This window comes from Aeromonas australiensis, assembly GCF_000819725.1.
Lineage (GTDB): Bacteria > Pseudomonadota > Gammaproteobacteria > Enterobacterales > Aeromonadaceae > Aeromonas > Aeromonas australiensis.
In genome coordinates this window covers 82,948-107,970 of sequence record NZ_CDDH01000056.1, presented here as the reverse complement: position 1 = coordinate 107,970, position 25,023 = coordinate 82,948, and the positions used below count along the sequence as shown (strand labels likewise).

The following is a 25,023-nucleotide window of genomic DNA, read 5'->3' as shown; positions in this document are numbered from 1 at the left end:
GGTGGTGCCGGGAACGACATTCTGATCGGCGGCAAGAACGCTACGTCGTCGGTGACTCTGGATGGCGGTGCGGGCAACGACACGCTGATTGCGCAAAGCCTGAAGGCGACCACGACCTATTACGGTGGGGACGGGCAAGATGTTGCCTATATGCCGGGTTCGATGAAGGACCTTAAGCTGGTGATGACAGGTTTGCCAAAGGACTGTAATTACCGGCTGGTTTATAAGGACCCGGTCACCGGGGCGGAGACCAACCACGACTTCTACAGCGTTGAGACCCTTTACCTGCAAGATGGCAAGTATGAGTTCAAGGATGGTCAGCTGACTAAGGTGGCAGATCTGGCGACCTTGAAGGTTGACGTCGATCTGATTGATACCGATGGCAGCGAGCGCTTCACCGATCTGACCATTACCGGCCTGCCGACTGGGGCCGTGGTGCAAGGCGGCAGCCTGCAGGCCAACGGCAGCTGGAAGGTGCCGGCCAGCATGCTGGATAAAGACGGGAAAGTGTCGCTGCAGGTGGAGTTGCCGACCGGTAGCGAGAACCTCAAGGTGACGGTCAAGGCCGGCTCGCAAGAGTATGACATGAATGGTCAGCCGATAGCCGGTGAAGTGAGATATACCGAAGCGGATACCGGCTTTATGGTCAAGCCCAGCAATCCGAACGGCGATAACACTGTCGAGGGGGGGCGTGGTGATGATGTATTGCTGGGAGATATAGGTGGTATCAAGACCTCGGTTGATCCGGGCAAAAACTACAATATCGCCCTGATTGTAGATACATCAGGCAGTATGAAATTTGGCCTGGATGGAAGGGAAAACCCGCCAGCAGGCCAGGACAGAATGACCTTGACGATTAACGCCCTGAAAGCGTTGGCCAATCAGTTGGCAGGCCATGATGGTGTCGTTAACGTGACGCTCATTGGCTTTAGTACCTCGGCGAGTTCACTGTTGACGATTAACGATCTGTCCAGAAGTAATGTGCAGTCGTTTATCGACAAGATCAGCTCGTTGAAGGCCGACGGGGCGACCAACTACGAGGATGCCTTTATCAAGGCTGCCGCGTGGTTCAACAGCCAGCCGGGCAGTGGCAGCGGGAAAACGTTCGAGAACCTGACCTACTTCCTGACTGACGGTAACCCGACGGTTTATAACGGGGATACTTCGGGCAGTGGTGGCACAACCAACGATATCGATATGCAGAAGGCCATCGACGCTTTTGCGAATCTGTCCGGCCAGAGCGAGGTCAAGGCGATCGGCATCGGTAATGGCGTGACCCAGGGGAACCTGGCGTATTTCGACAATACCAAGGTGGTCGGTTCTGGCAGTAAATATGAGAACGCTCAGTTGCTGAATGATTTTTCCGGCAATACGGGGCCGTGGAGCGCGAGTAGCTGGAGCAAGACTGGCGACCCATCAGGCTCAGTTGGAAGGTACAGCGGCTGGCTGGCGCTGACGGATAGACATGGTAATGGAGCATCGGTCTTTACTAGCGACAAACTCACCGTAGTAGCAGGGACTCAGACTGGTTTTAGCTTCGTTTTGAGCAAAGGAGTAGATCTCAATTCCGGGGATACTTTCTCGGTACAGCTGCAACGTTGGAATGGTTCGTCATGGGTCAGTGTAGGGGCCGCCATCACTAATGATGGAATTATTCAGAGCGGTCCATTGGTGAGTGGTGATTATCGTTATGTATTCACGATAAATGATGTGCAGCAGTATTGGGGAGATGATTCGACGGCAACATTGTGGATCGACAATCTGAACAAGGTGACCTACCCGCCGGTTGGCCAACCCGACATCATCACCACGGCAGACCAGCTTAAGGCGGTGCTGGTTGGCAGTTCGACCACCAATACACCTGCTGAGGTGGGGAATGATGTTCTGCACGGTGGCGCGGGCAACGATATCCTGTTCGGGGATGCCATCAATACCGATCACCTGCCGTGGGGCACGGCCGGCAACCCGACCAAGCCGGCAGACTGGGTCAATGGCAAGGGGCTGGATGGTCTGACCCAGTTCCTGACCTTGAAAAATGGCTATGCACCCAGCTCCCTTGAGCTTTACGAGTACATCAAGGGGAATGCCAAGTCATTTGATGTGGCGGGCGATACCCGAGGGGGCAACGACAAGCTGCACGGTGGTCTTGGGGACGATATCCTGTTTGGCCAGGGCGGTGACGATGAGCTCTATGGTGATGATGGCAAGGATATCCTTTATGGCGGCACTGGCAACGACAAACTGGATGGTGGTGCCGGGAACGACATTCTGATCGGCGGCTTGGGCAACGATATCCTGACCGGTGGTGATGGCGCAGATATCTTCGTATGGAACAAGGGGGATACCGAATCAGGCAAGTTGATGGTTGATACTGTCACTGACTTCAACCCAAGCCTGGGTGATCTGACACAGCGCGACAAGCTGGATCTGCGCGATCTGCTGGATCATGATGGGTCTAAAGATGAATCGTCATTGAAAGGTTTGCTGTCTGTGTTTGAAGAGAACGATGGTGTGCATCTCAAGGTTAGCGAGTCGGGTGTTGTGACCCAGGTCATCGTGTTGTCTGGTCACAACTTTGATTCTCTGACCGGTAATAGTGGTGCAACGGCTAGTCAGGTGATCGATTACATGTTGGCCAACAACATGCTGGATATCGACAAGTTGAACGGATAATCCAAAGGATATAGCTGTTCAAATACAAAAGCGGCAGAGCAATCTGCCGCTTTTTTTATCTTTGCAGGGAAGCGAAATCAGTTGCCGAGGGTGGCAAACAGGCTCTGCTCCAGGGTGCCGCGAGAGACACAGACCGGCTTGATGGAGGGGGCAGGTATGCGCTCGCCTGAGGATTCAACGAAGAACAGGTCGGTGTTGCCCTTGACGTTGACGGTGGCCACGCTGCTGTTGCCGCTTTGGGTGATGATCAGGTTGATCTGCAGGTTCGGGTTGCCCAGTGCAACTTTGGACCCCATGGTGCCGCAGTCCAGCCACTCCAGTCCGTCGGCTGACTGGTTGACGTTGGCGGTCATCAGGCCGGCACCGCGCTGGCTGTTTTCGATGGTGAGTCCATGATCGTTGAACCACTTCTCGGCGCGAGCCCACACCAGGTCCACCGGGATCGCCATCTCCTGAGTGTTGTTGGTTGCCTTGGCAATTGGCGGATTGTAGCGATAGGCTTCGCCACCATTATTATCGCCGGCACAACCAACCAGCAGCAGCGCCAATGCGCTCCCCATCATCTTTTTCATCTTGTTTCTCTCGTCCATATCACCAGGCCATTGGCCAACCGGCGCCTATTATCGCCGGAGCGACAATCTCTGTCAGCAACCATCCAGCGTTCGGTGTTATGGGGAGGTGATCGGGGTGCTTTACAAAATTGGTTTGCTATCATAGATTTGCTCGAAATTCCTCCATAAGCGCCCCATGTGAACAACATGATTACCCCGGATCTGCTGCAGCAGATCATCGACCAATTGCCAATGAGTATCTTCTGTCGAGATAGTCATGGGCGCTATCTGTTCGCCAATCGTGAGTTCGCCCGTGAAGCCAAGCTAGGGTCGCCTGCCGAGGTAATCGGCAAGACAGACGCAGAGCTGCCCTGGGGCGATGTATTTCGTAGTGAGGATGGGCAGCTGTTTGCCGGGGGCGTGCCGATGCTGTATCAGCAGCTCCATTGCAACCGGGGTGGTGATACCTGCTGGATGGAGGTGCACAAGGTGCCTCTTTACACCCCGCAGGGTGAGGCGTGCGCAGTATTCGGCGTGGTTAACGAAATTGCCCAGCGCAAGAGCCTTGAACAGACGGTCAAACAGCAGCAGTTGTTGCAGCGTTTTTTGCTGGATGCTATCCCGGATCTGATCCGTTTTGATGACCATGATGGCGTGCTGCTGGAGTGCAATCAGGCGTTTCTCGACTTTATCGGCCAGGAGGCGGATGAGGTACTGGGGCAGCAGCTGCCGTTCCGGTTGGCGGCGCCCCAGGGGATGGGGCACGGCGAGTGTTGTCTGCTAGATGCCCGTGGGCAGGGGCGACACATGGAGATCACCCGGGTCGATGTATCCGATGGTGATGGCCATTCCCTCGGAGTATTGACTCTTGGCCGTGATATCACCGGCCTGCGCACCACCCAGGCACAGTTGCAGCAGGAGCAACACTACGACAGCCTGACCGGGCTGCTTAAACTCACCCGGTTCTTGCAGACCAGTCGCCATCTGGGTAGCCGCGGCGCCACCCTGGTACTGGTCGACCTGCATCATTTTCGCGAGATCAACGATCGTTTCGGGATCCGGGTCGCCGACCGCCTGCTCAGTCAGGTGGCCAAGCGGTTGCAACAGCTGGTACCGCCGCGCTCTCTGCTCTGTCGGGTTGCAGCAGATGATTTTTGTCTGTTGCTGCCCGATTTCAATGAATCGCTGTCGGCATGGAGCCAGCATCTGCAACAGCAGCTGATGGAACACTATCAGGTGGAAGAGCATCGTATCCAGATCCCGGTGTTTCTGGGGCTGGCGCAAGGGCGGGCCAGTGATGCCGAGCGGTTACTCAGCCATGCCGAGGCTGCGCTGGCGCAGGGCAAGCGGCAGCAGCAGTACTGCACCCTGTTTGATCCCGAGCTGCATGCCCGGCTCAAGCGGCGTCAGCTGATCGCCGCCCAGTTGCCGCTCGCTATCAAGTCCGCCCAGCTGGTTGCCGTCTATCAGCCCATTATCTGTACCCGCACTCACCGGCTGCACGGCGCCGAGCTGCTCTGTCGCTGGCCCCATCCTGAGCTTGGGATGATCTCCCCCGACGAATTCATTCCGTTGGCGGAAGAGATGGGGATCATCGGCCAACTTGGCCAGCTGATGCTGGAGCAGGGGTGTGCCCAGCTGGCGCAGTGGCAAACTGCGCAGCCGGATATGGTGCTCTCCATCAACCTCTCACCGCTACAGTTCCGTGATCCGGCGCTCTGTGAACGGGTCTCTGCCTGCATCGCTCGCCATGGTCTCAAGGCCAGTCAACTGGAGCTGGAGATCACCGAAGGGGTGTTGATGGAGAACGCCGAAGAGATTGAGACCAACCTCGACAACCTGATTGCCGCCGGTTTTCAGCTGGCCATCGACGACTTTGGTACCGGTTACTGTTCGCTGGCCTATCTGCCGCGTTTGCAGGTGGCGACCCTCAAGCTGGATCGCAGCTTTACCCAAGGGCTGGCCAGCAACAGTGCCACGACAGCCATTGTGCGTTCTGTGATTGGCCTTGCCCATGAGCTTGGGATCCGGATCACCGCCGAAGGGGTGGAAACACCCGAGCAGCAGTTGTGGCTGACTGAGGCGGGGTGTGATCGGTTACAGGGCTATCTGTTCAGCCGCCCCCTGCCGCCGGCGGAGTTTGCTGCCAGCTATCTGGTGTGAGAGATCGTCAGAAACAACAAGGCCACCGCAAGGTGGCCTTGTTGTTTTACGATGGAGGCAGGATCAATCCTGGAAGTAGGTGCCCCAACCATCGTAATCCACCCCGTATTTTTCCAGGATGGGCAGCATCTTGGCGATATCGGCAACGATCGCTTCGACATTCAGCTTGCACTCGATGGTGGCATCGAAGCAGAAGATGGTGGCGCCGTCATCCAGCTCCATCTCTTCGGCATCGGTCACTTCAAAACCGGCCTTGAACAGGTCAACCGCTGCTTTTTCCAGACGGTCGAAATCCTGGCAGGCGAAGTGGTGCTCGATGTCGTAATCCGCATCGGGATTGCTGCCATCGGCCAGCAGTTCGTTGACGATCTCGGTGGTCTCATCACGCCACTCTTGCATATTCAGACTCATGTTGCCTCCAGGCGGTATCATTGCGGCAAAGCATACTCGCAGAGTGGATTCGGCTCAATGCGGCGGACCCACTGAACCTCGAATTTCCATCATATTGGCGCAGACTGCAGGGTGTTCAGAGGCCAGCAAGTGCATGAAACGGGACTGGAGTGGATAATAAATGGTCGCTTCGTTCGGTTGTTGAGCGAACGCACTTTTTATCGTGCCATCATGGTTGACACTCTGCGCTGGAAAGGGTTTAATGCGCGCCGTTGCCCAGATAGCTCAGTCGGTAGAGCAGGGGATTGAAAATCCCCGTGTCGGCGGTTCGATTCCGTCTCTGGGCACCATAATTCCTCCTTAGTTCAGTCGGTAGAACGGCGGACTGTTAATCCGTATGTCACTGGTTCAAGTCCAGTAGGAGGAGCCAAATTCGAAAAGCCCGCTCAATCGAGCGGGCTTTTTTCATTTCTCAGTTATTGCTTCATGTTGCCAGGTATGGCGGCTTATCTTCTCCCTCTTTGTGGCCCTGTTTCTCATTGGTTTCATCAGGTTCCCTTATCCATGCGGTCGGCCGGAATGGCTGCACACCTTTGCAGGTGAGCCATCTTTGGTGAATGACGCCATGGCGTCTATCTGCCCTGCAAAACAATTAATTCAGCACTGTTGAAGAGCGGCTTGTCTGGTGATGTTTCGATCTTTAAGCCATTGTTAACATTTTGGAAAACCGGAGTGACCCTGTGGCTGGGCGGGGATATGATGGGTTCAATGATGTTCCCATCCTGACGGAGAGATCCCAGATGAGCAGCCCCTTGAGCTATGTATTGGACGGCATTCATTGCGAGCCGCACTTTTTTACCGTTCCCCTCGATCATGATGAGCCGGATGGCGACAGCATTACCCTGTTTGCCCGCACCCTCTGTCGCAAAGAGAAGCTCGATGAGAAGCTGCCCTGGTTGCTGTTTCTGCAAGGGGGGCCGGGATTCGGGGCGCCGCGCCCGACGGCTAACAGTGGTTGGCTCAAGCGGGCGTTGCAGGAGTTTCGGGTGCTGCTGCTGGATCAGCGTGGCACCGGGATGTCGAGCCCCATCCACGGGCAGATTCTTGCCAAAATGACCCCAGCCGAGCAGGCTGAGTATCTCGGCTATTTTCGCGCCGACAGCATAGTGCAAGATGCCGAGTTCATCCGCCAGGAGCTTAGCCCCAAGCATCGCTGGAGCCTGCTGGGGCAAAGCTTTGGCGGCTTTTGCTGCCTGACCTATCTTTCGCTCTTTCCTGACAGCCTGAGGGAGGTCTATATCACTGGCGGCATCGCGCCGATTGGCCGCAGTGCCGAGGAGGTTTACCGCGCTACCTACCAGAGGGTGGCTGACAAGAACCGCGCCTTCTTCGCCCGCTTCCCCCACGCTCAACCCATCGCCAACCGGCTGGCCAACCATCTGCACCAGCACGATGTGCGGCTGCCCAACGGCCAACGCCTGACGGTGGAGCAGTTCCAGCAGCAAGGGCTGGATCTCGGTGCTACGGGTGCTTTTGAGGCGCTTTATTACCTGCTGGAAGAGGCCTTTATCGGCGACAAGCTGAGCCCGGCCTTTCTCTATCAGGTGCAGAGCATGCAGCCATTCAATAGCAACCCGCTGTTTGCCATTCTGCACGAAGCTATCTACGCCGAAGGGGAGGCGACTCGCTGGGCGGCGGAGCGGGTCAGAGGGGAGTTTCCTGCGGTGAACTGGGCTCCGGGCAAGGATTTCGCCTTCACCGGCGAGATGGTTTACCCCTGGATGTTCGAGCAGTTTTGCGAGTTGCTACCCCTGAAAGAGGCGGCCCATCTGCTGGCCAACAAGGCGGACTGGGGGGCGCTCTATGACTCGGCACAGCTGGCCCGCAACAAGGTGCCGGTAGCCTGCGCCGTCTATGCCGAGGATATGTACGTGGAGTTTGATTACAGCCGTGAGACCCTGCGTGGTCTTGGCAGCAGTCGCGCCTGGATCACCAATGAATATGAGCACAACGGTTTGCGCGCCGATGGTGAAGCGATCCTTGATCGCCTGATCGCCTTGAATCGCGACCGTTAATTGCCGTTATCGGCAACCATCGCGGGAGCCCGGACTCCCGCGATGGTCGTTATGGATGGTTGTTATGAAAGCGTGACTCCCTGAACCTTGCTCCGCGCCTGCCAGACGATGAGTGGATAGCCGGCTGATTAATTTTCCCCTCTTTCACTGTCTCTGCCGATCCCTCACCATATACTTGCCAAACGACTCTGTAGTGAGCCACGGTCAAACCGATTGACCAACTCGTGCTCGTTACTATTAGAAAGTCGCCCTGATGCTCTGTATCCCGCATATCTGATATGCCATCTCTGCATGCCCCGCTATCCGGGGGAGGGGGTGGTTGTGCTTTTCAATCAAGATAAGGATGTATGATGAGAAAGTCTCTGTTGGCCTGCTCCCTGTTGCTGTGCCCTGTCGTGTTTGCTGCGACCCCCCATTGGGGATATAGCGGTGAGGCGGGGCCTGCCCACTGGGCCAAGCTGACCCCGGAGTTTGGTCAGTGTGCGGGCAGCAATCAGTCACCGGTTAACCTGAGCGGATTGGTCGAGGCCAAACTGGCCCCGCTGGTACTCCACTATCTGGCGGGTGGCAACACAGTGGTCAACAACGGTCATACCGTGCAGGTCGGTTATGCTCCGGGTAGCACCTTGCAACTCGATGGCACCAGGTTTGAACTCAAGCAGTTCCACTTCCACGCCCCGAGTGAAAACCTCATCGAGGGCAAATCCTATCCGCTGGAAGGGCATCTGGTGCACGCCAGTGACAAGGGAGAGATCGCCGTGGTGGCGGTGATGTTCGAGGCTGGCAATGCCAATCCGGTGCTGGCGGCTGCCTGGGGTGAACTACCGGCCAAGGTGGGGGAGATCCAGGCCCTTAAGGCGCCGCTCTCTGCTGAGCAACTGCTGCCCAAGAATCGTGACTACTATCGCTTCAGCGGTTCCCTTACTACGCCTCCCTGCTCGGAAGGAGTGCGCTGGCTGGTGATGAAGCAGCCTGTTGAGGTCAGTCAGGCCCAGATCGACACCTTCAAGGCGGTGATGCACCACCCCAACAACCGGCCGGTACAGCCCCTCAATGGGCGCGTGGTACTGCAATAACACAGCGTTGCAATAGCGCAGTCGATAGCAAAAACAACAAAGAGGGCCGTGAGGCCCTCTTTGATATGGCTGGGTTTTGGTGTGGATTAAAGCGCGGCAGCGATCCGGGCACCGAGCGCCGCGTTGTTCAGTACCAGCTGGATGTTGGCCGCCAGCGAGTTGCCGCCGGTCAGCTCGCAGACGCGGGCCAGCAGGAAGGGGGTTGACGCCTTGCCCTTGATCCCCTGCTCGTCCGCTTCATGGAGCGCCCGGGCAATGGCCGCGTCGATATCGGCTTTCGGCATGGCGTGTGCGCTCGGGATGGGGTTGGCCACCACGGCGCCGCCCGCCAGTCCCAGCTCCCACTTAAGGCGCAGCGCCTCGGCGATGGCTGCCGGACTCTCCAGTCGATAATCAACTTTGAAGCCGCTCTCGCGGGTGTAGAAGGCGGGCAGCTCCTCGGTTTGATAGCCTATCACCGGCACCCCTTGTGTCTCCAGATACTCCAGGGTCAGCCCGATATCGAGGATCGACTTGGCACCGGCGCAGACCACGGCCACCGGCGTGTGGGCCAGCTCCTGCAGATCGGCGGAGATATCGAAGCTCTCTTGCGCGCCGCGATGTACCCCTCCGATACCACCGGTGGCAAAGACCCGGATCCCCGCCATGGCAGCGATGATCATGGTCGAGGCGACCGTGGTGGCTCCCATTCCCTTGCGCGCCAGTACGAACGGAATGTCGCGGCGGCTGCACTTGGTCACGCTGTGGCCAGCACGGCCCAGCGCTTCCAGCGCACCGGCATCAAGACCCACCTTGAGGCGGCCGTCGAGGATGGCGATGGTGGCCGGAATGGCGCCGTTATCGCGCACCACCTGTTCAACCTGACGGGCCGTCTCCACGTTCTGCGGATAGGGCATGCCGTGGGAGATGATGGTGGATTCGAGGGCGACCACCGGTTTGCCGGCGGCCAGCGCGGCAGCCACTTCCGGTTGGATATCGAGGTAAGCGTTCAGCATGAGTACTCCTCCAGTATGCGGTCAACGGCGGTCTTGCAGAGACCGGAAAAAACGGTATCGGAACAATTGACGGTGAGGGCGGCGCAGCCCAGGGCAAAGCGGGTGGTTTGGGCAATGTCGAGCTCTTGCAGCCAGGCGTGGGCGAGGCCAGCCATAAAGGCATCCCCGCCGCCGGTCACATTGAGCACAGGACTGCCCAGCACCGGCAGGTGGCCCTGCTGCTCGCCATCGCTGTAGAAGATCCCCTGTTCCCCCAGACTGAGGAACAGCCGCTTGACCCCGGCGCGGTGGAACCAGGCGGCCACCATGGGCCAGGTTTCGGGCCCGGCGATGGTCATGCCGCACAGCTGCTCGGCTTCGCTGCGATTGGGTTTGAGGGTATGGATCTTGCCGAGCCAGGGACGGATCTTCTCCACCTTGGCGACCGAAACAGTATCGACAAAGATGGCATGATCCCCCTGCCGCCCGAATAGCCAGTCGAGGGTGTGGGTGGCCAGATTGGTGTCGAGCACCCAGAGCCGGGCACCACCGAGAAAGCCGGTGAGCGGGGTCAGGCGGGCAGGGGTGAGCTGTTCGATAATGGCCATGTCGTTGATGGCGCAGCTCATCTCGCCGCTGCCATCGTGAATGCTGAGGTAGCAGGAGGTGGTGTGGCCATCGAGTACCAGGGTCTGGCGCACATCGACGCCGGCCCGCTGGCTCACCTCCAATAGATGGTGGCCATACTGGTCGTTACCGACCGCGGTCAGCAACCGGGTATCGCTGCCGAGCCGTGCCAGATTCTCGGCGATATTGCGGCCGACACCACCGGCCGAGGTGCGCACCTTGCCCGGGTTGGAGTCGCCTAGCAGCAGGTTGTCGTGACTGGTACCGCAAATATCCATATTGGCACCGCCGATCACCACCACGTAGGGGCCCTCTCGCAATACATAGCCTCTACCCTGCACATACCCCTGCCGGATCAGGCTGGAGATGTGGCTGGCCAGCGCGGAGCGGCTGATGCCAAGGCGGTCGGCCAGATCCTGCTGGACAATCATGGGATCCTGACGCAGCAGGGCGAGGATCTCTTGTTCACGACTCGTCATAGACAAACATCCATTTACAAACGTTTGTCCATTATTTCAGAAAAACGTTTGTCGGCTATCGGCTTGTACAAAAATTGCCGGTTTGCGCACAAAAAATCGACTTCCATGATGGGGTGATGAGTCGTTGAGCCTGGCGAGATACTTTTAACGGGTCGGTGGCACTGCAACGGCTTATAATGGCTGCCGCAAGAGGAGGAGAGATGATGGAAAAGAGTGCATTCTGCTGCGTGGGGCTGGTCAATCCCAAATCCCCGGAAAATGTCGGTGCCGTGATGCGGGCTGCGGGTTGCTACGGGGTGGACGAGGTCTACTACACCGGCAACCGCTTCGAGCTGGCCCGCCGCTTTGCCACCGATACCAAGCAGATGGTGGAGAAGATCCCGCTGCTCGGGGTGGATGATCTGATGGCGTTTATCCCGCAAGGTTGTGTGCCCGTGGTGGTCGATCTGATCGACGGTGCCACGCCGCTTCCCGACTATGTCCACCCTGAGCGCGCCTTTTATATCTTCGGGCCGGAGGATGGCACCCTCGATCCCGCACTATACGGGGCGGTGAAAGACGTGGTTTATGTGCCGACCCGGGGTTGCATGAATCTGGCGGCCTCGGTCAATGTGATCCTCTATGATCGCTTGGCGAAGAGGATGCGGAAAGGGGATGAGCGTAGTGTTTTCATTGAGCAGTCGCTTGCTGCTCCAGCTTCCTGATAAATCCTTGGTAGTAGTCATAAAGCTGATAGCGTTTATAGATTTCCGCCAGGGCACCGCTACGGATCAAGTCAGCCATCCCCTTATCCCAGAGCTGCAACATCCGGCTGCCTTGGGGGGTATCAGCAAAGATAGGGTAGGTCGGGATCCAGCGCAGTAAGGCGCGATGCAGATTGGGAGGGAGGTCATCCTCCCTGAAGAGCACGCCTGCTGTCAGAAAATAGCGATAGCGCTCTTTCTCTAGCAGTTGCAGGGCCATCTTGTCGCTATCGACCTCATGCCATTGCATGGTGACGGCAATGTACTGGTCGAATGCCCAGCCTCGCCGCCATATCACGCTCTGCCCTTCCAGACTTTTCTCCCCCTGCCACTGGGGCTGCCATTTTTTGAGCATGAACACGGTCAGGTCATCCGCTGATGCGGGATAGCGCGGTTGTTGTACACCAGCAACTTCATCGCGGTATACCCCCATCGCCATATCGCCTCCTTTTTTGGCAATGACCGCCCGCGCCCGTTTATAAGGCACGATATGAGGGGTGATTTGATAACCGTGTGGCTGATAGATGGCGCGCACCAGATCGAGATAAATGCCTTTGCCATCTTGTTGGCAGAAACCGGGCCAGTCATCGCAATAGATATGCAGCGGTTCAGCACGGCACAAGAGAGGGGCGCAGAGGCAGCTGACCAACAGACAACCGATACGTAGTAGGGACATATGCAGCCTCGCAGCGAGAGGGGTCGGGGCGTCGATGCTTTATTTTATACCACGGGAGAGGCAGCACCTGACGTGCTCCGGCTCTTGTATCATGGCCATTTTGCGACAGGGTCGAGAGTTATTGGCTGTGGGCTTGTTATCATGATGAAAAGATTCAATAGCACCTCAATCAGGAGAGGAGACTGCATTATGCCTTCGATTAAAACCTTGCTCTGTCCGGTCGATTTTTCCCAGATGTCTCAAGCTGTGCTTGACTATGCAGTCTTTATGGCGCAGAGCCATCAGGCCCAGCTCAAGCTGATCCACGTGGTTGATCAACTGCACGGTTTCGACAGCTACAAGATCCTGCATATGACGGCCGTTGAGATCACCCACGAGATGGAGCGTCAGGCCAGATCTCAGCTCAAGGAGTTGATTACCGGGTTGCCTGTGGCGGCAACCTTCGATATCCGTTTTGGTCGTGCCGCCGATGAAATCATCATTCAGGCCAAGGAGGACGAGGTCGAACTGATCGTCATGGGCAGCCATGGCCGCTCCGGGATCAGCCATCTGCTGGTAGGCAGTGTCGCCGAGTCTGTGGTGCGTCATGCACCCTGTCCGGTACTGGTGGTGCGCCAATAACGCACCACGTTTAGCGTGAAAAGCGTAACAAACAAGGCCAGCGATTGCTGGCCTTGCGTTTTCTGGAATGGTGCCCGCTAGCCGTGGGCGTAGATAACACTCCCCCCCTTGATGGTATCTATGATGGCCCTGGCCTGCTCTTTGGGCAGGGCGGGGCAACCCCAGCTGCGGCCCAGTTTGTCATATTTGCGCAGATGGGTCGGGCTGGCATAGGCGGCGCCGTGTACCACGATGGCCCGCTTGCGGGCATTGCAGTTTTTACCCGGTGACAAGCCATCGAGTCGCAGCGAATAGCCATGCTTGCCCTGATAGGTTTCCGCCGTGCGATAGACGCCAAGAGAACTTTGCCGAGAGTTGAGCTGGTTAGAGAAGCGTTCAGCATCCAGTTCACCGGAGTTGCGGCCATGGCTGACCCAAGTGTGATAAAGCAGCTTTTGGCGCTTCATATCGATGACAAACAGTCTGCGCTGGGTCGATGGCTTGCTGTAATCAATGATGGTGAGGATGGATTTTTGTTTATTGCCCACGCTCTGGTAGCTGATAAACGCTTTTTGAAAGGTTTGCCGGTCGAGTTTGCCGGCCAGCCCAAGTTGTTGGTAAAGGTGAGTGTCGATACTGGCGGCGGCTTTCCCGCTCCAGCCGAGGCTCACCAACAGCAGTAACTGCGGCCACAGGAGGCCCCACTGTTTTCCGGGTAGTGTTGTCATCCCTGCTCCTCTCTATTGTGCATCCTTGCATCTCCAGCGGGCTGCAATGACAGCTAGCCGCTCGATAGTTATATGCAAGGTCCTGAAATCGCGCAATAAAAAACCGGCCGCAGAGCGGCCGGAAGTTATTCAAACAGTAGACATTGGTTTCACAGGGTATAACTGACTTCCAATTACTTAGAAGTTGTACTGCAGAGCCACACCGACTACATCGTCAGTGTTCTGGCCCAGCTTGCTGGTAGAGTCAGCAACGGAATCCAGCAGGTTGACCTTGTAGTCAACGTAGGCGTTGAAGTTGTCGGTAAAGTTGTACCAGGCACCGATAGATACGTACTCGGTGTAGGTGTCATCGATACCGTGAGCGGTATCTTTCACGTCAGTGCGCAGGTAAGCCAGAGAAGGCTTGAACTTGCCGATGGTGTACTGGGCTACCGCTTCGTAACCGTCGTGCTTCTCGGCGTAGCCGTTGAAGCCATTCCCGATATACAGGTGGTTCTCGCCGTGCGCATAGGTGGCAGCCAGGTAGAGGTCACCTACAGCGTACTTGGCACCAAAGCCCATCAGCTTGGCATCCTTGTCGCCACCGAAGGCAGCGAATTGAGCTTGTTCATCGGTCTTGCCAGCCTGGTTGTAGGCAGCTGACAGGCCCAGACCCATATCGAAGTCATAGGAGGCAGCTACAGCAAAACCCTCTTTGGAACCTTTCTTGTTCCAAGTTGTGCCATTGGTGTTGAAGTTGGAGCGATCGGCATTCTGCGGGTCATTGTTGCCGGTGAACTGGGCACCCAGGGTCAGACCGTGGTAGGTGTACAGGTACTGAGCCAGACCGTTGGTACGGCCGGTACCGAATACTTCGGTGCCTTTGCCCAGACCGTCACCACCCCACTCAGGCAGCACGTCGGTGTAGTCGTTCACGATGCGGAACAGGCCATCCTGACGACCGTAGCTGAAGGCGCCGAAACGATCGTGCTTGATACCGGCATAGGCGTAACGCAGCTCGTCGTTGTCAGAACCGGAGGTCGGCAGGTTGTACTCGGCAAAGCCGAACGCCTTCATTTCGGGGGCGATCTTGGTTTCACCGCGCATGTTTACACGGAAATAGCTCTGGTCGCCTTCGGAGCCGTTGTCGTCAGTGCCGTAGTAAGCACCTTGTGCACGGCCACCGATCTCCAGCTTGGTATCGTTCTGGTTGTAAACGGTAGCAGCATGGGCGCCGCTCGCCAGCAGCAGGCTGGAGATGGCAATAGTCAGTGCAGACTTCTTCATATGCGTTATTCCTCTGGTGTAGACACGCCCGAATTTGTATTCGGATCTGTGAAATCGGAAAGAGTCCGATAGCCACACGGTAGGCGCCGAAACCTTGATGGGAGCTGAATTAGTCGGTGGTTAATTTTGGTAATTTTCGGAATAAAATATCGCTATTGATGTTTTTGTTGTTTTAATAATCCAATAAATTCATCGGGTTGGTTTTTTAATCTGTGACCAAGTGCTGCAGACGCTGGCGGGGATAAGTGGTCCAGGCTGTGAACCAACTCACGTTTTGCGGTTCAAAGGGGCGGCGAGAGCAGTGCCATCCTGCTCTCGCACTGGGATCAGAGCGGTTTTTGCCACAGAGTCAGCAGCAGATCCTGTTCCAGCTTATCCGGGCCCTGTTGAGCGAAAGCATGACGCTGCTCACCGGTGGCCCGCCAGCCGAGACGGCTGGTCTCCAGAATAAAGTTGCGCATGGCCTGATCCATGGTGAGGCTGAACTGGCAGCGCTGTTGAGCCACCGGATTGAGGCCGCCGAGGGTTGGCCAGCTGAGGGGGTGTTCCATGCTCACCGGATTGAGGCTGACTCGCAGTTGCCACTGATGGCGAGGGCCCGGTTGCAGATAGAGCAGATGGCCACCGGGGGCCAGCCAGCTGACCAGCTGTTCGGTCTTGACCTTGAGATCGTTGACCAGCAGCACCTGAGCCGAGCCCGGCTGCAGCGGCGCACGGGCGGGATCGGCAATGACAAACTGGCCGTCCGGCTGCGCTTTTTTGGCGGCAAAGATGGTGTTCTTGGCGATATCAACCCCGGCAAACTGCCAGCCTGGCAGGCGCTCTGCCAGCGCACGGCAGTAGTAGCCTTCACCACATCCCAGATGAACCAGCTCTTGCGGGGCAAGAGGGGAGAGCAGGGAGACCATGGCCTCGACCAGCGGTAGTTGATGTCCGGCTTCCAGAAAATGGTGCTTGGCACGCATCAGGGCACGGCTGTCGCTGTCTTTGGGATTCTTCTTGCCGGGAATAAGATCCAGATAGCCTTCTGGCGCAGGATCGAAGTGATGCTTATTGTCGCAATAGCGCCCCTGGGAGGCTTCATGAAGATGGAGCGGGCTGCGGCAACGGGGACATTGAAGGTGCATAGTAACTCTCTGGGCGAATGCCGGAACAGTGAAGGGCGTTCGGGATTATAGGGGAGAGGATCAAAAAAGGCTGCCGTAGCAGCCTTTTTTATCCCAAGGCCTCAGTCAGGCCTGCGGACGGGTCATCAGCGAGTGCCAAATACCACTATGGTCTTGCCGTGAGCAGAGATGAGCTCCTGCTCTTCCAGCATCTTCAGGATGCGGCCCACGGTTTCACGGGAGCAACCAACGATCTGGCCGATCTCCTGACGGGTGATCTTGATCTGCATGCCATCCGGGTGGGTCATGGCATCCGGCTGTTTGGCCAGATTAAGCAGGGTCTGGGCGATCCGGCCGGTCACATCCAGGAAGGCGAGGTTACCCACTTTCTGGCTGGTGTGCTGCAGCCGCTTGGCCATCTGGCCAGAGAGCCGCATCAGAATATCCGGGTTGACCTGGATCAGCTGGCGGAACTTCTTGTAGGAGATCTCTGCCACTTCGCAAGAGCCTTTGGCGCGAACCCAGGCGGAGCGCTCGGGGTTCTCGTTCTCCTCGAACATCCCCATCTCGCCCAGGAAGTCGCCCTGGTTCAGATAGGAGAGGATCATCTCTTTGCCCTCATCGTCCTTGATCAAGACGGCCACAGTGCCCTTGACGATGTAGTAGAGGGTCTCCGCTTTTTCACCCGCATGGATCAGGGTGCTCTTGGCGGGATACTTATGAATGTGGCAGTGCGACAAGAACCATTCCAGGGTGGGATCGCTTTGCGGTTTGCCAATGACCATGAGAATTCCTCTGTAGTGTCTTTTTATGGACTTGTGCGTCCGGGCAAGTTGCCAATCTTGCCATTCCTTGTATTGGTCGCAGTAGGATAAGAGCCTTTGTCTGTGCTGACAAGGCTTTGCGGGCCTTTGCAAGAGTCCTCCGAGTCATGCCTGCTGCGGTGCATCTGCCATTCTAGGGAAGATGACGGTGGGATGTGTTGATTTTGATCTATTTCCTTCTCAACTTCCCCTGTTCGGCAGAGAGATACAACTGCGTTATGCTATGGCTCCCTCATGATGAATAACTGGAGAGAGTAAGAGATGAAAGCCAAGGTCAGCTGGGTGGAAGGGATGAAGTTTGTGGGTGAGAGTGAATCTGGCCACAAGGTGATCCTGGATGGTGCCAACCCTGGGGAGGGGGTGAGCCCGATGGAGATGATCCTGCTGGCAGTCGGTGGTTGTAGCTCCATTGACGTGGTCTCCATCCTTGAGAAGGCGCGTCAGGTGGTGACGGCTTGTCATGTAGAGGTCAGTGGCGAGCGGGTCGATAGCGTGCCCCGGGTTTTCGACAAGATTAATCTGCATTTTGTGGTGACTGGCAAAGGGCTGGCGGAGAAGCAGGTTGCCAGAGCGGTGGATCTGTCGATGGAGAAATATTGTTCTGTTTCCCTGATGTTGGAAAAAGCGGTACAAATTACCCATAGTTATCAAATTCTTGAAGGCTGAAAACTGAAGCCTTGTTCCATCGACAGTGCCATCACACAGGCATGACATAAGGAAAGTGCAATGAAAAGATTGATCGCTTTGCTTCCCCTGTTGGGTCTGGCGGCGTGCAGCAGCCCGCAACCCACCCAGTATCAATACAGCCAATATCAGTGTGGCGAAGAGATGCTGGCCATCACCTATGATGCCCAGGCTGACATGGTGCAGTTTCCCTATGCCGGGGTTTACCACAAGTTGGCGCGTGTGGAGTCAGAGTCAGGCGCCAAATATTCTGATAGTGTCACCACCTTCTGGAATCAGGACAAGCAAGGACTGCTTAGCCAGAAAGGGGTGACGCTGCTGACCTGTACGCTTAAATAAGTGACCACAGATAGCTGAAGGTGTGCGGCTTTGTGTCCGAGTCTTGGCCGGCTTGGGTCAAGAGGTTGAGACCACACAAAACGGCTTGCCGCGAGGCAAGCCGTTTTTCTATCCATTATCAGCAAGCCAGCATTAGTGGTTTGGGACGCGATGAAGCAGTTCCGCGGCGAGCTGCTGGCTTAACAGCTGGCGCTGGCTATCTGCAATGCTCGTATCGCTGGTCAGCTGAATAATGCTGCTCCAGACCGCCTTCCCGGTGTTGCGATCGATGAGCACGATAGCCAGCGAGCCTTTGCGCTCATTGGCCGAGGCATATACCCCCGGAGTCATGCCAAGGCGGGCGAAAATTTCGCCGTCACTCATATCCTTCCCGCCAGCAACGCCGATGGCGACCCAGAGATCCGCCTCATCAAGGGGGGCACTCTGCCACCCCTTGCCATTGAGCTCCCGGCTAACCGCCTGCTGCATCGGCTCCAGCCACCCTTCCGCCAACTCACCGGCAAACTGATACTGTTCGGCCAGGGCGAAGCGCGGGGTAGCGCCATAGGTCCAGTCGCCCAAGGGGCGAACCACCATGGTACCGGACTCCAGCGTCGGGGCGGATGGGCCGCTGCTGCAACCGCCCAGCAGGGCGGCCAATACCACAGAGATAAACGCTAACCGCATTGTTAACTCCTTGGCTTAAGTGATCTTGCCGGTTTCGAGCAGTTGCTGGATGAGTGGTTTGAGGATCAACTCCATGGCAAACCCCATCTTGCCGCCCGGCACGACAATGGTATTCATCCGCGACATAAATGAGCCGTCGATCATCGACAACAGGTAGGGAAAATCGACCTGTTTTATGCCGCGAAACCGGATCACCAGCATACTCTCGTCCAGACTCGGGATCACCTTGGCGCTGAAGGGGTTGGAGGTGTCCACCGTCGGCACTCGCTGGAAGTTGATATGGGTGCGCGAGAACTGCGGGGTGATGAAGTTGATGTAGTCATCCATGGAGCGGACAATGGAGTCGGTCACCGCCTCGCGCGAATGGCCCCGCTCCGAGGTATCGCGAATGAGCTTCTGGATCCACTCCAGGTTGACGATGGGCACCACGCCGATGAGAAAGTCCACGTGGCGGGCCACATTGTGATCTTCGGTGACCACGCCGCCATGCAACCCTTCATAGAAGAGCAGATCGGTATCGCTGGGCAGATGCTGCCAGGGGGTAAAGGTGCCGGGCATCTGGTTGAAGGGGACCGCCTCGTCAAAGCTGTGCAGATAGCGGCGATACTGGCCGCTGCCATCCTGGCCATAGCCCTGAAAAAAGCTCTCCAGCAAGCCGAAGTCATTGGCTTCGGGGCCAAAATAGCTGATGTGGCGCCCCTGTTCGCGCGCCTTGCGGATTGCCACATCCATTTCCGGTCGGGTGTAGCGGTGAAAACTGTCACCTTCCACTACCGCCGCCTGATAACCCAACTGGTGGAACATGGATCGAAAGGCGATGGTGGAGGTAGATGTACCGGCACCGGACGAGCCGGTGACGGCGATAATGGGATGCTTGGCCGACATAGAGTGCTCTCTTCCTTGGGAGTTTCGTTATACGGGCTTGGACCCGAGATGGTCAAGACGGCTCGTTGAAACGATCACGCGGCACAATATTGACCGATTCATGCAACTCGCTATAGACGATCACGGCGATGCCTTGCTGTAATTGAGTCCTTACCATAGCCACCTTGGTTTCAAGTGGTACATCATGTTCGCCATATTCGGTGCCTTCCTGCAGCACAAAGTGCTCGATCAGGTTGGTCAGGGTCTCGCCGTCCAGTTCTTGCCAGGGGATTATCATGAAGGGATCTCGATGCAAAAGGGTATGACCGTCAGCTATTGTTGTGCGCAATAAAATGAGTGCAACCTCTTTTTACGCGTTTCGTGGAGTGTGAGACATGTTGTCTGAAGAGCAGCGCAGAGCCCCCTCAACGATGTCGGCTCACCTGGATCTTGCTCGTCGCCAGGCCATCAGTCGCGGCATGGTCTGGTTCTGGCTGCTGAATTGGCTGGTGGTGCTGTTTCTGGCGATCCGCCACCAGGTCTATAGCCAGGCTGGCCTGGCCAGTGATGGTGCTCTGCCATGGCATTTTCAGAGTGAGATGGGTTTTGTCATGGTGGTACTACTGCTGCTGCCGATGGTAGCTCTGCTATGTAACCATCTGCAGGATAGAGTCTGGCTATGGTGCGCGTGGGTCGTGATGTTTGCCTGGGGCAGCGTCTGGACCCTGCATATCTTCACCATTGGTGAGGTTGAGCTGCGAGGAGGTGTAAGTTATGCCAACGGGATCATGCGGCTCAATTTACTGGCTGCGCTGATCGCGTTCTATCCCGACCGACGCGTGTTGTATGCCTATCTCAGTGTACCGTTGCTATTTGGCGTTGCGCGCTTGTGGTGGCTGGAGGTGGATTTTCCACAACTTTATCTGCTTGAGGTGGTATGTACCATAATGGCGCTGGAGGTTGGTCGCCGGATGCTGCATCGCTGGTTTGAGCTTGCTGCAACTCGTGAGTATGACAATCTGGCCCTGTTGCGGCGCCTCGATGCCCTGGCCAAACAGGATCCACTGACCGGTCTTGCCAACCGGCGCCACTTCAATAGCGAGCTGGAACGCTGTCGGGCCCATAGTCGGTCGAGCGGTGCCCCGCTCGCTCTCATCCTTATCGATGTGGACTATTTCAAGCGCTTTAACGATCACTATGGCCATCAGGCGGGGGATGTTTGTCTGCGAGAGGTGGCGCAGCAAATGATGCGCTCGGTGCGCAGTGAGGTGGATCTGGCCGCCCGTTATGGCGGTGAGGAGTTTGTGTTGCTACTGCCAGATGCCGACGCGCAAAGTGCGGTCGCTATTGCGCAGCGTCTGCAGGATGGATTGGCCGAGCTGCAACTGGAGCATTTGGCATCCGAAGTTGCCAAGCGGGTAACCATCAGTCAGGGTATCGCGTTGCTTGCGCCCGCCGAGAGCGGGGAGCAGTTGCTGGAGCGGGCCGATCAGGCGCTCTATCGGGCCAAGGAGTCGGGACGCAATCAGTTCTGTGTTGCAGAGTGATCCAGTTCGGCAACCCAGCGTTCGATCCGTTCATCCAGCCAGAAGCGTGGCCGCCAGGGCGTGCCGTGCAGAAAGCCGACATGGCCGCCGCGCTGGCTCAGCTCATAGCGTACCGTGGGCGAGAGTTGCTCTGGCCGTGGGATGACAGCATTTGACATAAAGGGGTCATCGGCGGCGTGGATGACCAGGGTCGGGATCGGGATCTGGCGCAGCAGCGGCAGGCCGGAGCAGCTCTGGTAGTAGTGGCTGGCGCTGTGAAAGCCATGCAGGGGGGCGGTGACCTGCTCATCAAAATCGCGCAGGGTGGCAATCTGCTCCACTTGTCGGGGTTGCCAGCGTTCACTCGCTTTCTGCTGCTGGCTGATTTTGCTGAGCAGGTTGCGGCGCATGGTACGCAGCAGATAGTTCTGATAGACCTTCGAGAAGCCTTGATTGACCCGCTCGGCACAGCTCGCCAGTTGCAGCGGTGCCGAGACCACCACCGCCGCTTTCAATGCCGCAGGGCAGGCCCGCGCCAGCAGATTGACCAGCATATTGCCACCAAGGGAAAAGCCAATGGCGATCAGCGGTTTGCCCGGAAAGCGTTGGCTCAGCTCGGCAATCAGCTCCTGCGCATCACCGATGGCGCCGGAGTGATAGGCCTGCAGGTGGCGATTGGGCTCGCCGCTGCAACCGCGAAAGTGCATCAGCACGGCCTCTCTGCCCGCTCGCTGCAGATGAGTGAACAACCCCTTGGCATAGTGGGAGTGAATGCTCCCCTCCAGCCCGTGAAACACCACTATCAGCGGCCGTTCATCAAGGCTGACTTCCCCGCTCCAGGCGAGGTCGACAAAGTCTCCATCCTGCAGTTCAAACCGCTCTGCCACAAAACGGGCAGGGGTGCGGCGCAGCCATTTGGGCAATATGGTCTGCAGATGAGGATTGCGGGCCCACCAGGGGGCGTGGAAGTGGCTCTCGGTCAACATCGAGTGATTCCGGATCAGGCTGGAAGATGACAAAAAACGGCGAGAGAGAACCCTCGCCGTATCGGACTCACGCCAAGATGCGGTCGTGGTGCTCGGCGCCGCGCAGCATGGCCTGGATCAGCTCATTGGCCTCAAATTTGGTCAGCGCCTCGTGGGCTCCCACCTGATGGGCTCGCTCCACGCTGATCTCGCTGGAGAGGGAGGTGTGCAGGATGATGTAGGCCCCCGCCAGTTTGCTGTCGCTCTGCACCTCGAAGGCCAGCTCGTAGCCATCGAGCCCCGGCATCTCGATATCGCTCACCAGAATGTCGATGGGGGTTTGCTGGCGTGCTCGCCCTTGCATCAGGGTCAGTGCATCCTTGCCGTTGGTGCAGACCTCATAAGGGATATTGATGTAGTCCAGCGCCGCCGTCAGCTGACGGCGAGCGACCGAGGAATCATCGACCAGCAGGATCCGCATCGGCTTGATCCGCTCCCGCTGCACATCGGTCAGTACCGGATAGAGGTGGCTCGGATCATCCGGATAGACCCGGGAGAGGATCAGCTCCACATCCAGCAGCTGGATCAGCTGGTCATTGACCCGGGTCACGCCGGTTACGAACACATTGTGGCCGAGGGTGGCGGGGGGCGATTCGATATCGCGCCAGTTGCACTCGGTGATCTTGTCGATGCCCCGTACCAGAAAGCCCACCAGGGTACGGCGGCAGTCGGTAATGATAATGAAGCAGTGGGGCATCTCCTCCTTGCTGATGGGGCGATAGCCCACCGCCATCGCCATATCGATCACCGGAATGGTGGTGCCGCGCATATTGGCGGCCCCCAACACGGTCGGGTGCGAGTGTGGCATGGCGGTCAGCTGGGTGTAGGGCACTATCTCCTTCACCTTGAGGGTACCGATGGCAAAGGATTGCTTGGCTGAAAGATGAAACAGCAACATGCCCTGGGATTGATTGGCTTTGCTCGTCATGGCAGATGTCCTGTTGGTCGAAACGTTGGCAGTCACTTCAGGCCTCTAGCATAAAGGATTACGGAGGGGATGGCCCTTCCTTGTTAACGACCATCTGATAAAAAACTGGACTCGTTCAGCCAATTTCGTTGGCACACTCACACCGGTGTCCGGTTATTGATCGCCATCCTCGCCAACGCTCCACTGCTGGCAGGCAGCTTGCAATGCGGCCTCATCGGCATAACCCAGCTTGCTGGCCACCTGTGCGGGTTTGCTGCCGCCCTTGAGCAATCTGAGCGCCTGCAGCAGCTGCCACTGTTGTTGCAATCCACTCCCTTCCACCGGCGCATCGGCTTGTTGTGCCCACAGTTGCAGAGACTCCGGTTGGCCATTGGCCAGCGCTTGCCAACAGGCTTGCAGCTCATCGTGATCCTGTTGGCTGATGGCGCACTGTTGCAGCTCATCCAGGATCACCTGCAGTCGCTGACCATGGGCCCCTTGCCACTCTTTCGGACGTTGCCACCGGGCCAGCGAGTCGAGCAGGGCATCGAGCAGCGGGGTGGTCTGCAGCCAGCCAGCCTGCTGCGGCTGGGCCACGCGCAAAGAGACGCTCAGCTGATCGTACTCGCAACCGCTGAGGGGGCTGAAGGCAGCGAGGGCATCGGCGCAGAGCCAGAAGCTGCTGCCTGCCGGCAGCAACAGCTCATGTTGACCCAGTCTCAGCAGTGCGGCGCCCCGGGTGATCCGCAACAGCTGCCCGACCGGGCTCCGCTTGCGGTTGCCGGCCTGCAGGCCCTGACAGGAAAAATGGTGGTACTCGATGGCGTGATGCATGTAAAAACCCTGATATGATGCTGCCTGGAGGTAACAAATATGGAAACCAGACGTAAAAAACGCTTCATTGCCGGTGCAGTCTGCCCGGCGTGCGGCAAGTTGGACAACATGATGCTGTATCTGGAGCATGGAGTCGAGAAGGTGACCTGCGTCGCCTGTGGCGATACCCAGGTACAAACGCCTGCCGAGGTCGACAAGCAGACTCGCGAGGCGGAAGAGGTGATCGGGGTGTTTCGCCCCTGATGAAGAAGCCGCGAGTAGAATGCGGCCCTTTATCGCTAATGCTGCAGTCGTTTTTTTCGACACGTCATGGCGCTGCGCAGCATATGCGCGGCCCGCTTTTTAGGGTATTCTGGGCCCGTTTTTTTCTATCCGCAGGATCCTGACATGAAAGTAGCTCCTCTGAGCGTGGTTACGCTGGAATACACAGTCACCGACGAGCACGGTGAAGTCATCGACAGCACTGTCGGCAAAGAGCCGCTGGTCTATCTGCACGGCACCCGTTACCTGGTCTCAGGCCTGGAAGCCGAGCTGGAAGGTCGCGCGGTAGGTGAAGCCTTCGAGGTGACCCTGGCACCGAGTCAGGCCTACGGCGAATATGACGAGACCCTGGTACAAGAAGTACCGGGTGAGCTGTTCGACGGCATGGAAGTCTCCGAAGGGGATACTTTTGTGGCTGAGACCGATGATGGCCACCGTCCGGTCACCGTAGTTGAAGTCTCTGAAGAGTTCGTCAAGGTGGATGGCAACCATCCGCTGGCTGGTGTGACTCTGGGCTTCAAAGTCGAGATCAAGGACGTGCGCGCCGCTACTGCCGAAGAGCTGGCCCACGGCCACGTTCACGGTGAGGGTGGCTGTGGCCACGATCATGGTCATGACCACGATCATGAGCACGGTCATGGTGGTTGCTGTGGTGGTGCTGGTCACGATCATGGCCACGACCACGGTGACGACCATGCTGATGGTCAGGGTAAAGGCGGCTGCTGCGGTGGTGGCGGTTGTGGTGGCAAGGGCCATCACCACTGATCACGGCCATGTGGATGACCAAAAACCGCGTTAGCGCGGTTTAATCTGATGGTCAGCCTGACCCACAGCCCAGCAGGCTAAGCGTGCTGGGCTGTTTCTTTGCTACTTCAGAACAGCATAAGGGCAACTATCACAGGCTTTTGCCTATTAATGGCTGTGATCATCAGTTTGCGATGCCTAAGTACGTGCCCCAAGTCTGCA

Annotated in this window: 26 protein-coding genes and 2 tRNA genes; 13 read left to right on the top strand and 15 right to left on the bottom strand. The window is 57.3% G+C overall.

The genetic code is table 11. The features are described from left to right. A partial coding sequence (locus tag BN1117_RS19935; RefSeq protein ID WP_156129934.1) for a type I secretion C-terminal target domain-containing protein occupies positions 1-2,673 on the top strand: 2,673 nt, incomplete at its 5' end. Positions 2,674-2,750: 77 nt separating this feature from the next. Here the strand turns inward: BN1117_RS19935 and BN1117_RS08890 are convergent. Further along, positions 2,751-3,245 (bottom strand): hypothetical protein, encoded by a 495-nt coding sequence (locus BN1117_RS08890; RefSeq protein ID WP_040096642.1) that lies wholly within the window; start codon positions 3,243-3,245, stop codon positions 2,751-2,753. Between the two features lie 186 nt (positions 3,246-3,431). On the opposite strand from BN1117_RS08890, the gene BN1117_RS08885 reads away from it, so the two are divergent. Further along, positions 3,432-5,387 (top strand): sensor domain-containing protein, encoded by a 1,956-nt coding sequence (locus BN1117_RS08885; RefSeq protein ID WP_040096640.1) that lies wholly within the window; start codon positions 3,432-3,434, stop codon positions 5,385-5,387. Between the two features lie 63 nt (positions 5,388-5,450). On the opposite strand, the gene rraB is transcribed toward BN1117_RS08885, so the two are convergent. Continuing rightward, positions 5,451-5,786: a ribonuclease E inhibitor RraB gene (gene rraB, locus BN1117_RS08880; protein WP_026034893.1), complete on the bottom strand. Its 336-nt coding sequence runs from the start codon at positions 5,784-5,786 to the stop codon at positions 5,451-5,453. Between the two features lie 265 nt (positions 5,787-6,051). On the opposite strand from rraB, the gene BN1117_RS08875 reads away from it, so the two are divergent. From BN1117_RS08875 to BN1117_RS08860, 4 genes are all read left to right on the top strand, one after another. Then, positions 6,052-6,127 (top strand) — tRNA-Phe (locus tag BN1117_RS08875). A 4-nt stretch (positions 6,128-6,131) separates the two neighbouring features. Next, positions 6,132-6,207: transfer RNA gene (locus BN1117_RS08870), tRNA-Asn, on the top strand. A gap of 370 nt (positions 6,208-6,577) precedes the next feature. Further along, positions 6,578-7,852, top strand: a complete 1,275-nt coding sequence (locus BN1117_RS08865) for an alpha/beta fold hydrolase (RefSeq protein ID WP_040096638.1) — start codon at positions 6,578-6,580, stop codon at positions 7,850-7,852. Between the two features lie 350 nt (positions 7,853-8,202). Then, on the top strand, positions 8,203-8,928 hold the full coding sequence (locus BN1117_RS08860; RefSeq protein WP_040096637.1) for a carbonic anhydrase: 726 nt from the start codon (positions 8,203-8,205) through the stop codon (positions 8,926-8,928). Positions 8,929-9,014: 86 nt separating this feature from the next. On the opposite strand, the gene BN1117_RS08855 is transcribed toward BN1117_RS08860, so the two are convergent. Together BN1117_RS08855 and BN1117_RS08850 are read right to left on the bottom strand one after the other, a co-directional pair. Beyond that, complete coding sequence (locus BN1117_RS08855) at positions 9,015-9,923, bottom strand: pseudouridine-5'-phosphate glycosidase (protein WP_040096635.1); 909 nt, start codon at positions 9,921-9,923, stop codon at positions 9,015-9,017. Then, positions 9,917-11,008 carry a PfkB family carbohydrate kinase gene (locus BN1117_RS08850; RefSeq protein ID WP_040096633.1) on the bottom strand — a complete coding sequence of 364 codons (1,092 nt, stop codon included), beginning with the start codon at positions 11,006-11,008 and terminating at the stop codon, positions 9,917-9,919. Before BN1117_RS08850 ends, BN1117_RS08855 begins: the two co-directional genes overlap by 7 nt. 203 nt (positions 11,009-11,211) lie before the next feature. Here BN1117_RS08850 and BN1117_RS08845 point away from each other — a divergent pair, with 203 nt between their 5' ends. Next, positions 11,212-11,712, top strand: coding sequence for an RNA methyltransferase (locus tag BN1117_RS08845; protein WP_052441464.1), 501 nt, complete (start codon positions 11,212-11,214; stop codon positions 11,710-11,712). Here the strand turns inward: BN1117_RS08845 and BN1117_RS08840 are convergent. Next, positions 11,678-12,427, bottom strand: coding sequence for a substrate-binding periplasmic protein (locus BN1117_RS08840; protein ID WP_040096631.1), 750 nt, complete (start codon positions 12,425-12,427; stop codon positions 11,678-11,680). The two genes, BN1117_RS08845 and BN1117_RS08840, sit on opposite strands and share 35 nt — an antisense overlap. 189 nt (positions 12,428-12,616) lie before the next feature. On the opposite strand from BN1117_RS08840, the gene BN1117_RS08835 reads away from it, so the two are divergent. After that, a complete protein-coding gene (locus tag BN1117_RS08835; RefSeq protein ID WP_040096629.1) occupies positions 12,617-13,048 on the top strand; it encodes a universal stress protein in 432 nt (143 codons plus the stop codon). Between the two features lie 77 nt (positions 13,049-13,125). Here the strand turns inward: BN1117_RS08835 and BN1117_RS08830 are convergent, their stop codons facing one another. The 4 genes from BN1117_RS08830 to crp form a co-directional block, all read right to left on the bottom strand. Continuing rightward, positions 13,126-13,755 (bottom strand): murein L,D-transpeptidase catalytic domain family protein, encoded by a 630-nt coding sequence (locus BN1117_RS08830; RefSeq protein ID WP_040096627.1) that lies wholly within the window; start codon positions 13,753-13,755, stop codon positions 13,126-13,128. 177 nt (positions 13,756-13,932) lie between these two features. Further along, complete coding sequence (locus BN1117_RS08825; protein ID WP_040096626.1) at positions 13,933-15,021, bottom strand: porin; 1,089 nt, start codon at positions 15,019-15,021, stop codon at positions 13,933-13,935. A 326-nt stretch (positions 15,022-15,347) separates the two neighbouring features. After that, a complete protein-coding gene (locus tag BN1117_RS08820) occupies positions 15,348-16,148 on the bottom strand; it encodes a putative RNA methyltransferase (RefSeq protein ID WP_040096624.1) in 801 nt (266 codons plus the stop codon). Positions 16,149-16,273: 125 nt separating this feature from the next. Continuing rightward, on the bottom strand, positions 16,274-16,912 hold the full coding sequence (gene crp / locus BN1117_RS08815) for a cAMP-activated global transcriptional regulator CRP (protein WP_005335304.1): 639 nt from the start codon (positions 16,910-16,912) through the stop codon (positions 16,274-16,276). A gap of 300 nt (positions 16,913-17,212) precedes the next feature. Here crp and BN1117_RS08810 point away from each other — a divergent pair, with 300 nt between their 5' ends. After that, a complete protein-coding gene (locus BN1117_RS08810; RefSeq protein WP_040096622.1) occupies positions 17,213-17,617 on the top strand; it encodes an OsmC family protein in 405 nt (134 codons plus the stop codon). Between the two features lie 60 nt (positions 17,618-17,677). After that, a complete protein-coding gene (locus tag BN1117_RS08805; RefSeq protein WP_040096621.1) occupies positions 17,678-17,974 on the top strand; it encodes an MliC family protein in 297 nt (98 codons plus the stop codon). Between the two features lie 132 nt (positions 17,975-18,106). Here the strand turns inward: BN1117_RS08805 and BN1117_RS08800 are convergent, their stop codons facing one another. Genes BN1117_RS08800 through BN1117_RS08790 form a run of 3 tightly spaced genes read right to left on the bottom strand, consistent with a single transcriptional unit; the run spans position 18,107 to position 19,802 of the window. Then, positions 18,107-18,640: a DUF4136 domain-containing protein gene (locus BN1117_RS08800; protein WP_040096619.1), complete on the bottom strand. Its 534-nt coding sequence runs from the start codon at positions 18,638-18,640 to the stop codon at positions 18,107-18,109. Positions 18,641-18,655: 15 nt separating this feature from the next. Next, entirely contained in the window at positions 18,656-19,525 is an 870-nt protein-coding gene (locus BN1117_RS08795; RefSeq protein ID WP_040096617.1) for a phosphoribulokinase, read from the bottom strand. Between the two features lie 52 nt (positions 19,526-19,577). Continuing rightward, entirely contained in the window at positions 19,578-19,802 is a 225-nt protein-coding gene (locus tag BN1117_RS08790; protein ID WP_040096615.1) for a YheU family protein, read from the bottom strand. Between the two features lie 97 nt (positions 19,803-19,899). Between BN1117_RS08790 and BN1117_RS08785 the strand changes: the two genes are divergently transcribed. Beyond that, positions 19,900-21,051, top strand: a complete 1,152-nt coding sequence (locus tag BN1117_RS08785; protein WP_040096613.1) for a GGDEF domain-containing protein — start codon at positions 19,900-19,902, stop codon at positions 21,049-21,051. Here BN1117_RS08785 and BN1117_RS08780 read toward each other — a convergent pair. From BN1117_RS08780 to BN1117_RS08770, 3 genes are all read right to left on the bottom strand, one after another. Next, positions 21,030-22,016, bottom strand: a complete 987-nt coding sequence (locus BN1117_RS08780; protein WP_040096611.1) for a hydrolase — start codon at positions 22,014-22,016, stop codon at positions 21,030-21,032. The two genes, BN1117_RS08785 and BN1117_RS08780, sit on opposite strands and share 22 nt — an antisense overlap. 67 nt (positions 22,017-22,083) lie before the next feature. Further along, positions 22,084-22,983 carry a chemotaxis protein gene (locus BN1117_RS08775; RefSeq protein WP_040096610.1) on the bottom strand — a complete coding sequence of 300 codons (900 nt, stop codon included), beginning with the start codon at positions 22,981-22,983 and terminating at the stop codon, positions 22,084-22,086. Positions 22,984-23,136: 153 nt separating this feature from the next. Beyond that, positions 23,137-23,796: a hypothetical protein gene (locus BN1117_RS08770; RefSeq protein WP_040096608.1), complete on the bottom strand. Its 660-nt coding sequence runs from the start codon at positions 23,794-23,796 to the stop codon at positions 23,137-23,139. A 39-nt stretch (positions 23,797-23,835) separates the two neighbouring features. Between BN1117_RS08770 and BN1117_RS08765 the strand changes: the two genes are divergently transcribed. Beyond that, positions 23,836-24,039, top strand: coding sequence for a YheV family putative zinc ribbon protein (locus BN1117_RS08765; protein ID WP_005335287.1), 204 nt, complete (start codon positions 23,836-23,838; stop codon positions 24,037-24,039). A 144-nt stretch (positions 24,040-24,183) separates the two neighbouring features. Beyond that, positions 24,184-24,822: a peptidylprolyl isomerase gene (gene slyD, locus BN1117_RS08760; protein ID WP_040096606.1), complete on the top strand. Its 639-nt coding sequence runs from the start codon at positions 24,184-24,186 to the stop codon at positions 24,820-24,822. Positions 24,823-25,023 lie beyond the last annotated feature (201 nt).

Coding starts and splice junctions, on each gene's coding strand:
- BN1117_RS08890 (WP_040096642.1), bottom strand. CDS start 3,245: ATGAAAAAGATGATGGGGAGCGCATTGGCGCTGCTGCTGGTTGGTTGT.
- BN1117_RS08885 (WP_040096640.1), top strand. CDS start 3,432: ATGATTACCCCGGATCTGCTGCAGCAGATCATCGACCAATTGCCAATG.
- rraB (WP_026034893.1), bottom strand. CDS start 5,786: ATGCAAGAGTGGCGTGATGAGACCACCGAGATCGTCAACGAACTGCTG.
- BN1117_RS08865 (WP_040096638.1), top strand. CDS start 6,578: ATGAGCAGCCCCTTGAGCTATGTATTGGACGGCATTCATTGCGAGCCG.
- BN1117_RS08860 (WP_040096637.1), top strand. CDS start 8,203: ATGAGAAAGTCTCTGTTGGCCTGCTCCCTGTTGCTGTGCCCTGTCGTG.
- BN1117_RS08855 (WP_040096635.1), bottom strand. CDS start 9,923: ATGCTGAACGCTTACCTCGATATCCAACCGGAAGTGGCTGCCGCGCTG.
- BN1117_RS08850 (WP_040096633.1), bottom strand. CDS start 11,008: ATGACGAGTCGTGAACAAGAGATCCTCGCCCTGCTGCGTCAGGATCCC.
- BN1117_RS08845 (WP_052441464.1), top strand. CDS start 11,212: ATGGAAAAGAGTGCATTCTGCTGCGTGGGGCTGGTCAATCCCAAATCC.
- BN1117_RS08840 (WP_040096631.1), bottom strand. CDS start 12,427: ATGTCCCTACTACGTATCGGTTGTCTGTTGGTCAGCTGCCTCTGCGCC.
- BN1117_RS08835 (WP_040096629.1), top strand. CDS start 12,617: ATGCCTTCGATTAAAACCTTGCTCTGTCCGGTCGATTTTTCCCAGATG.
- BN1117_RS08830 (WP_040096627.1), bottom strand. CDS start 13,755: ATGACAACACTACCCGGAAAACAGTGGGGCCTCCTGTGGCCGCAGTTA.
- BN1117_RS08825 (WP_040096626.1), bottom strand. CDS start 15,021: ATGAAGAAGTCTGCACTGACTATTGCCATCTCCAGCCTGCTGCTGGCG.
- BN1117_RS08820 (WP_040096624.1), bottom strand. CDS start 16,148: ATGCACCTTCAATGTCCCCGTTGCCGCAGCCCGCTCCATCTTCATGAA.
- crp (WP_005335304.1), bottom strand. CDS start 16,912: ATGGTCATTGGCAAACCGCAAAGCGATCCCACCCTGGAATGGTTCTTG.
- BN1117_RS08810 (WP_040096622.1), top strand. CDS start 17,213: ATGAAAGCCAAGGTCAGCTGGGTGGAAGGGATGAAGTTTGTGGGTGAG.
- BN1117_RS08805 (WP_040096621.1), top strand. CDS start 17,678: ATGAAAAGATTGATCGCTTTGCTTCCCCTGTTGGGTCTGGCGGCGTGC.
- BN1117_RS08800 (WP_040096619.1), bottom strand. CDS start 18,640: ATGCGGTTAGCGTTTATCTCTGTGGTATTGGCCGCCCTGCTGGGCGGT.
- BN1117_RS08795 (WP_040096617.1), bottom strand. CDS start 19,525: ATGTCGGCCAAGCATCCCATTATCGCCGTCACCGGCTCGTCCGGTGCC.
- BN1117_RS08790 (WP_040096615.1), bottom strand. CDS start 19,802: ATGATAATCCCCTGGCAAGAACTGGACGGCGAGACCCTGACCAACCTG.
- BN1117_RS08785 (WP_040096613.1), top strand. CDS start 19,900: ATGTTGTCTGAAGAGCAGCGCAGAGCCCCCTCAACGATGTCGGCTCAC.
- BN1117_RS08780 (WP_040096611.1), bottom strand. CDS start 22,016: ATGTTGACCGAGAGCCACTTCCACGCCCCCTGGTGGGCCCGCAATCCT.
- BN1117_RS08775 (WP_040096610.1), bottom strand. CDS start 22,983: ATGACGAGCAAAGCCAATCAATCCCAGGGCATGTTGCTGTTTCATCTT.
- BN1117_RS08770 (WP_040096608.1), bottom strand. CDS start 23,796: ATGCATCACGCCATCGAGTACCACCATTTTTCCTGTCAGGGCCTGCAG.
- BN1117_RS08765 (WP_005335287.1), top strand. CDS start 23,836: ATGGAAACCAGACGTAAAAAACGCTTCATTGCCGGTGCAGTCTGCCCG.
- slyD (WP_040096606.1), top strand. CDS start 24,184: ATGAAAGTAGCTCCTCTGAGCGTGGTTACGCTGGAATACACAGTCACC.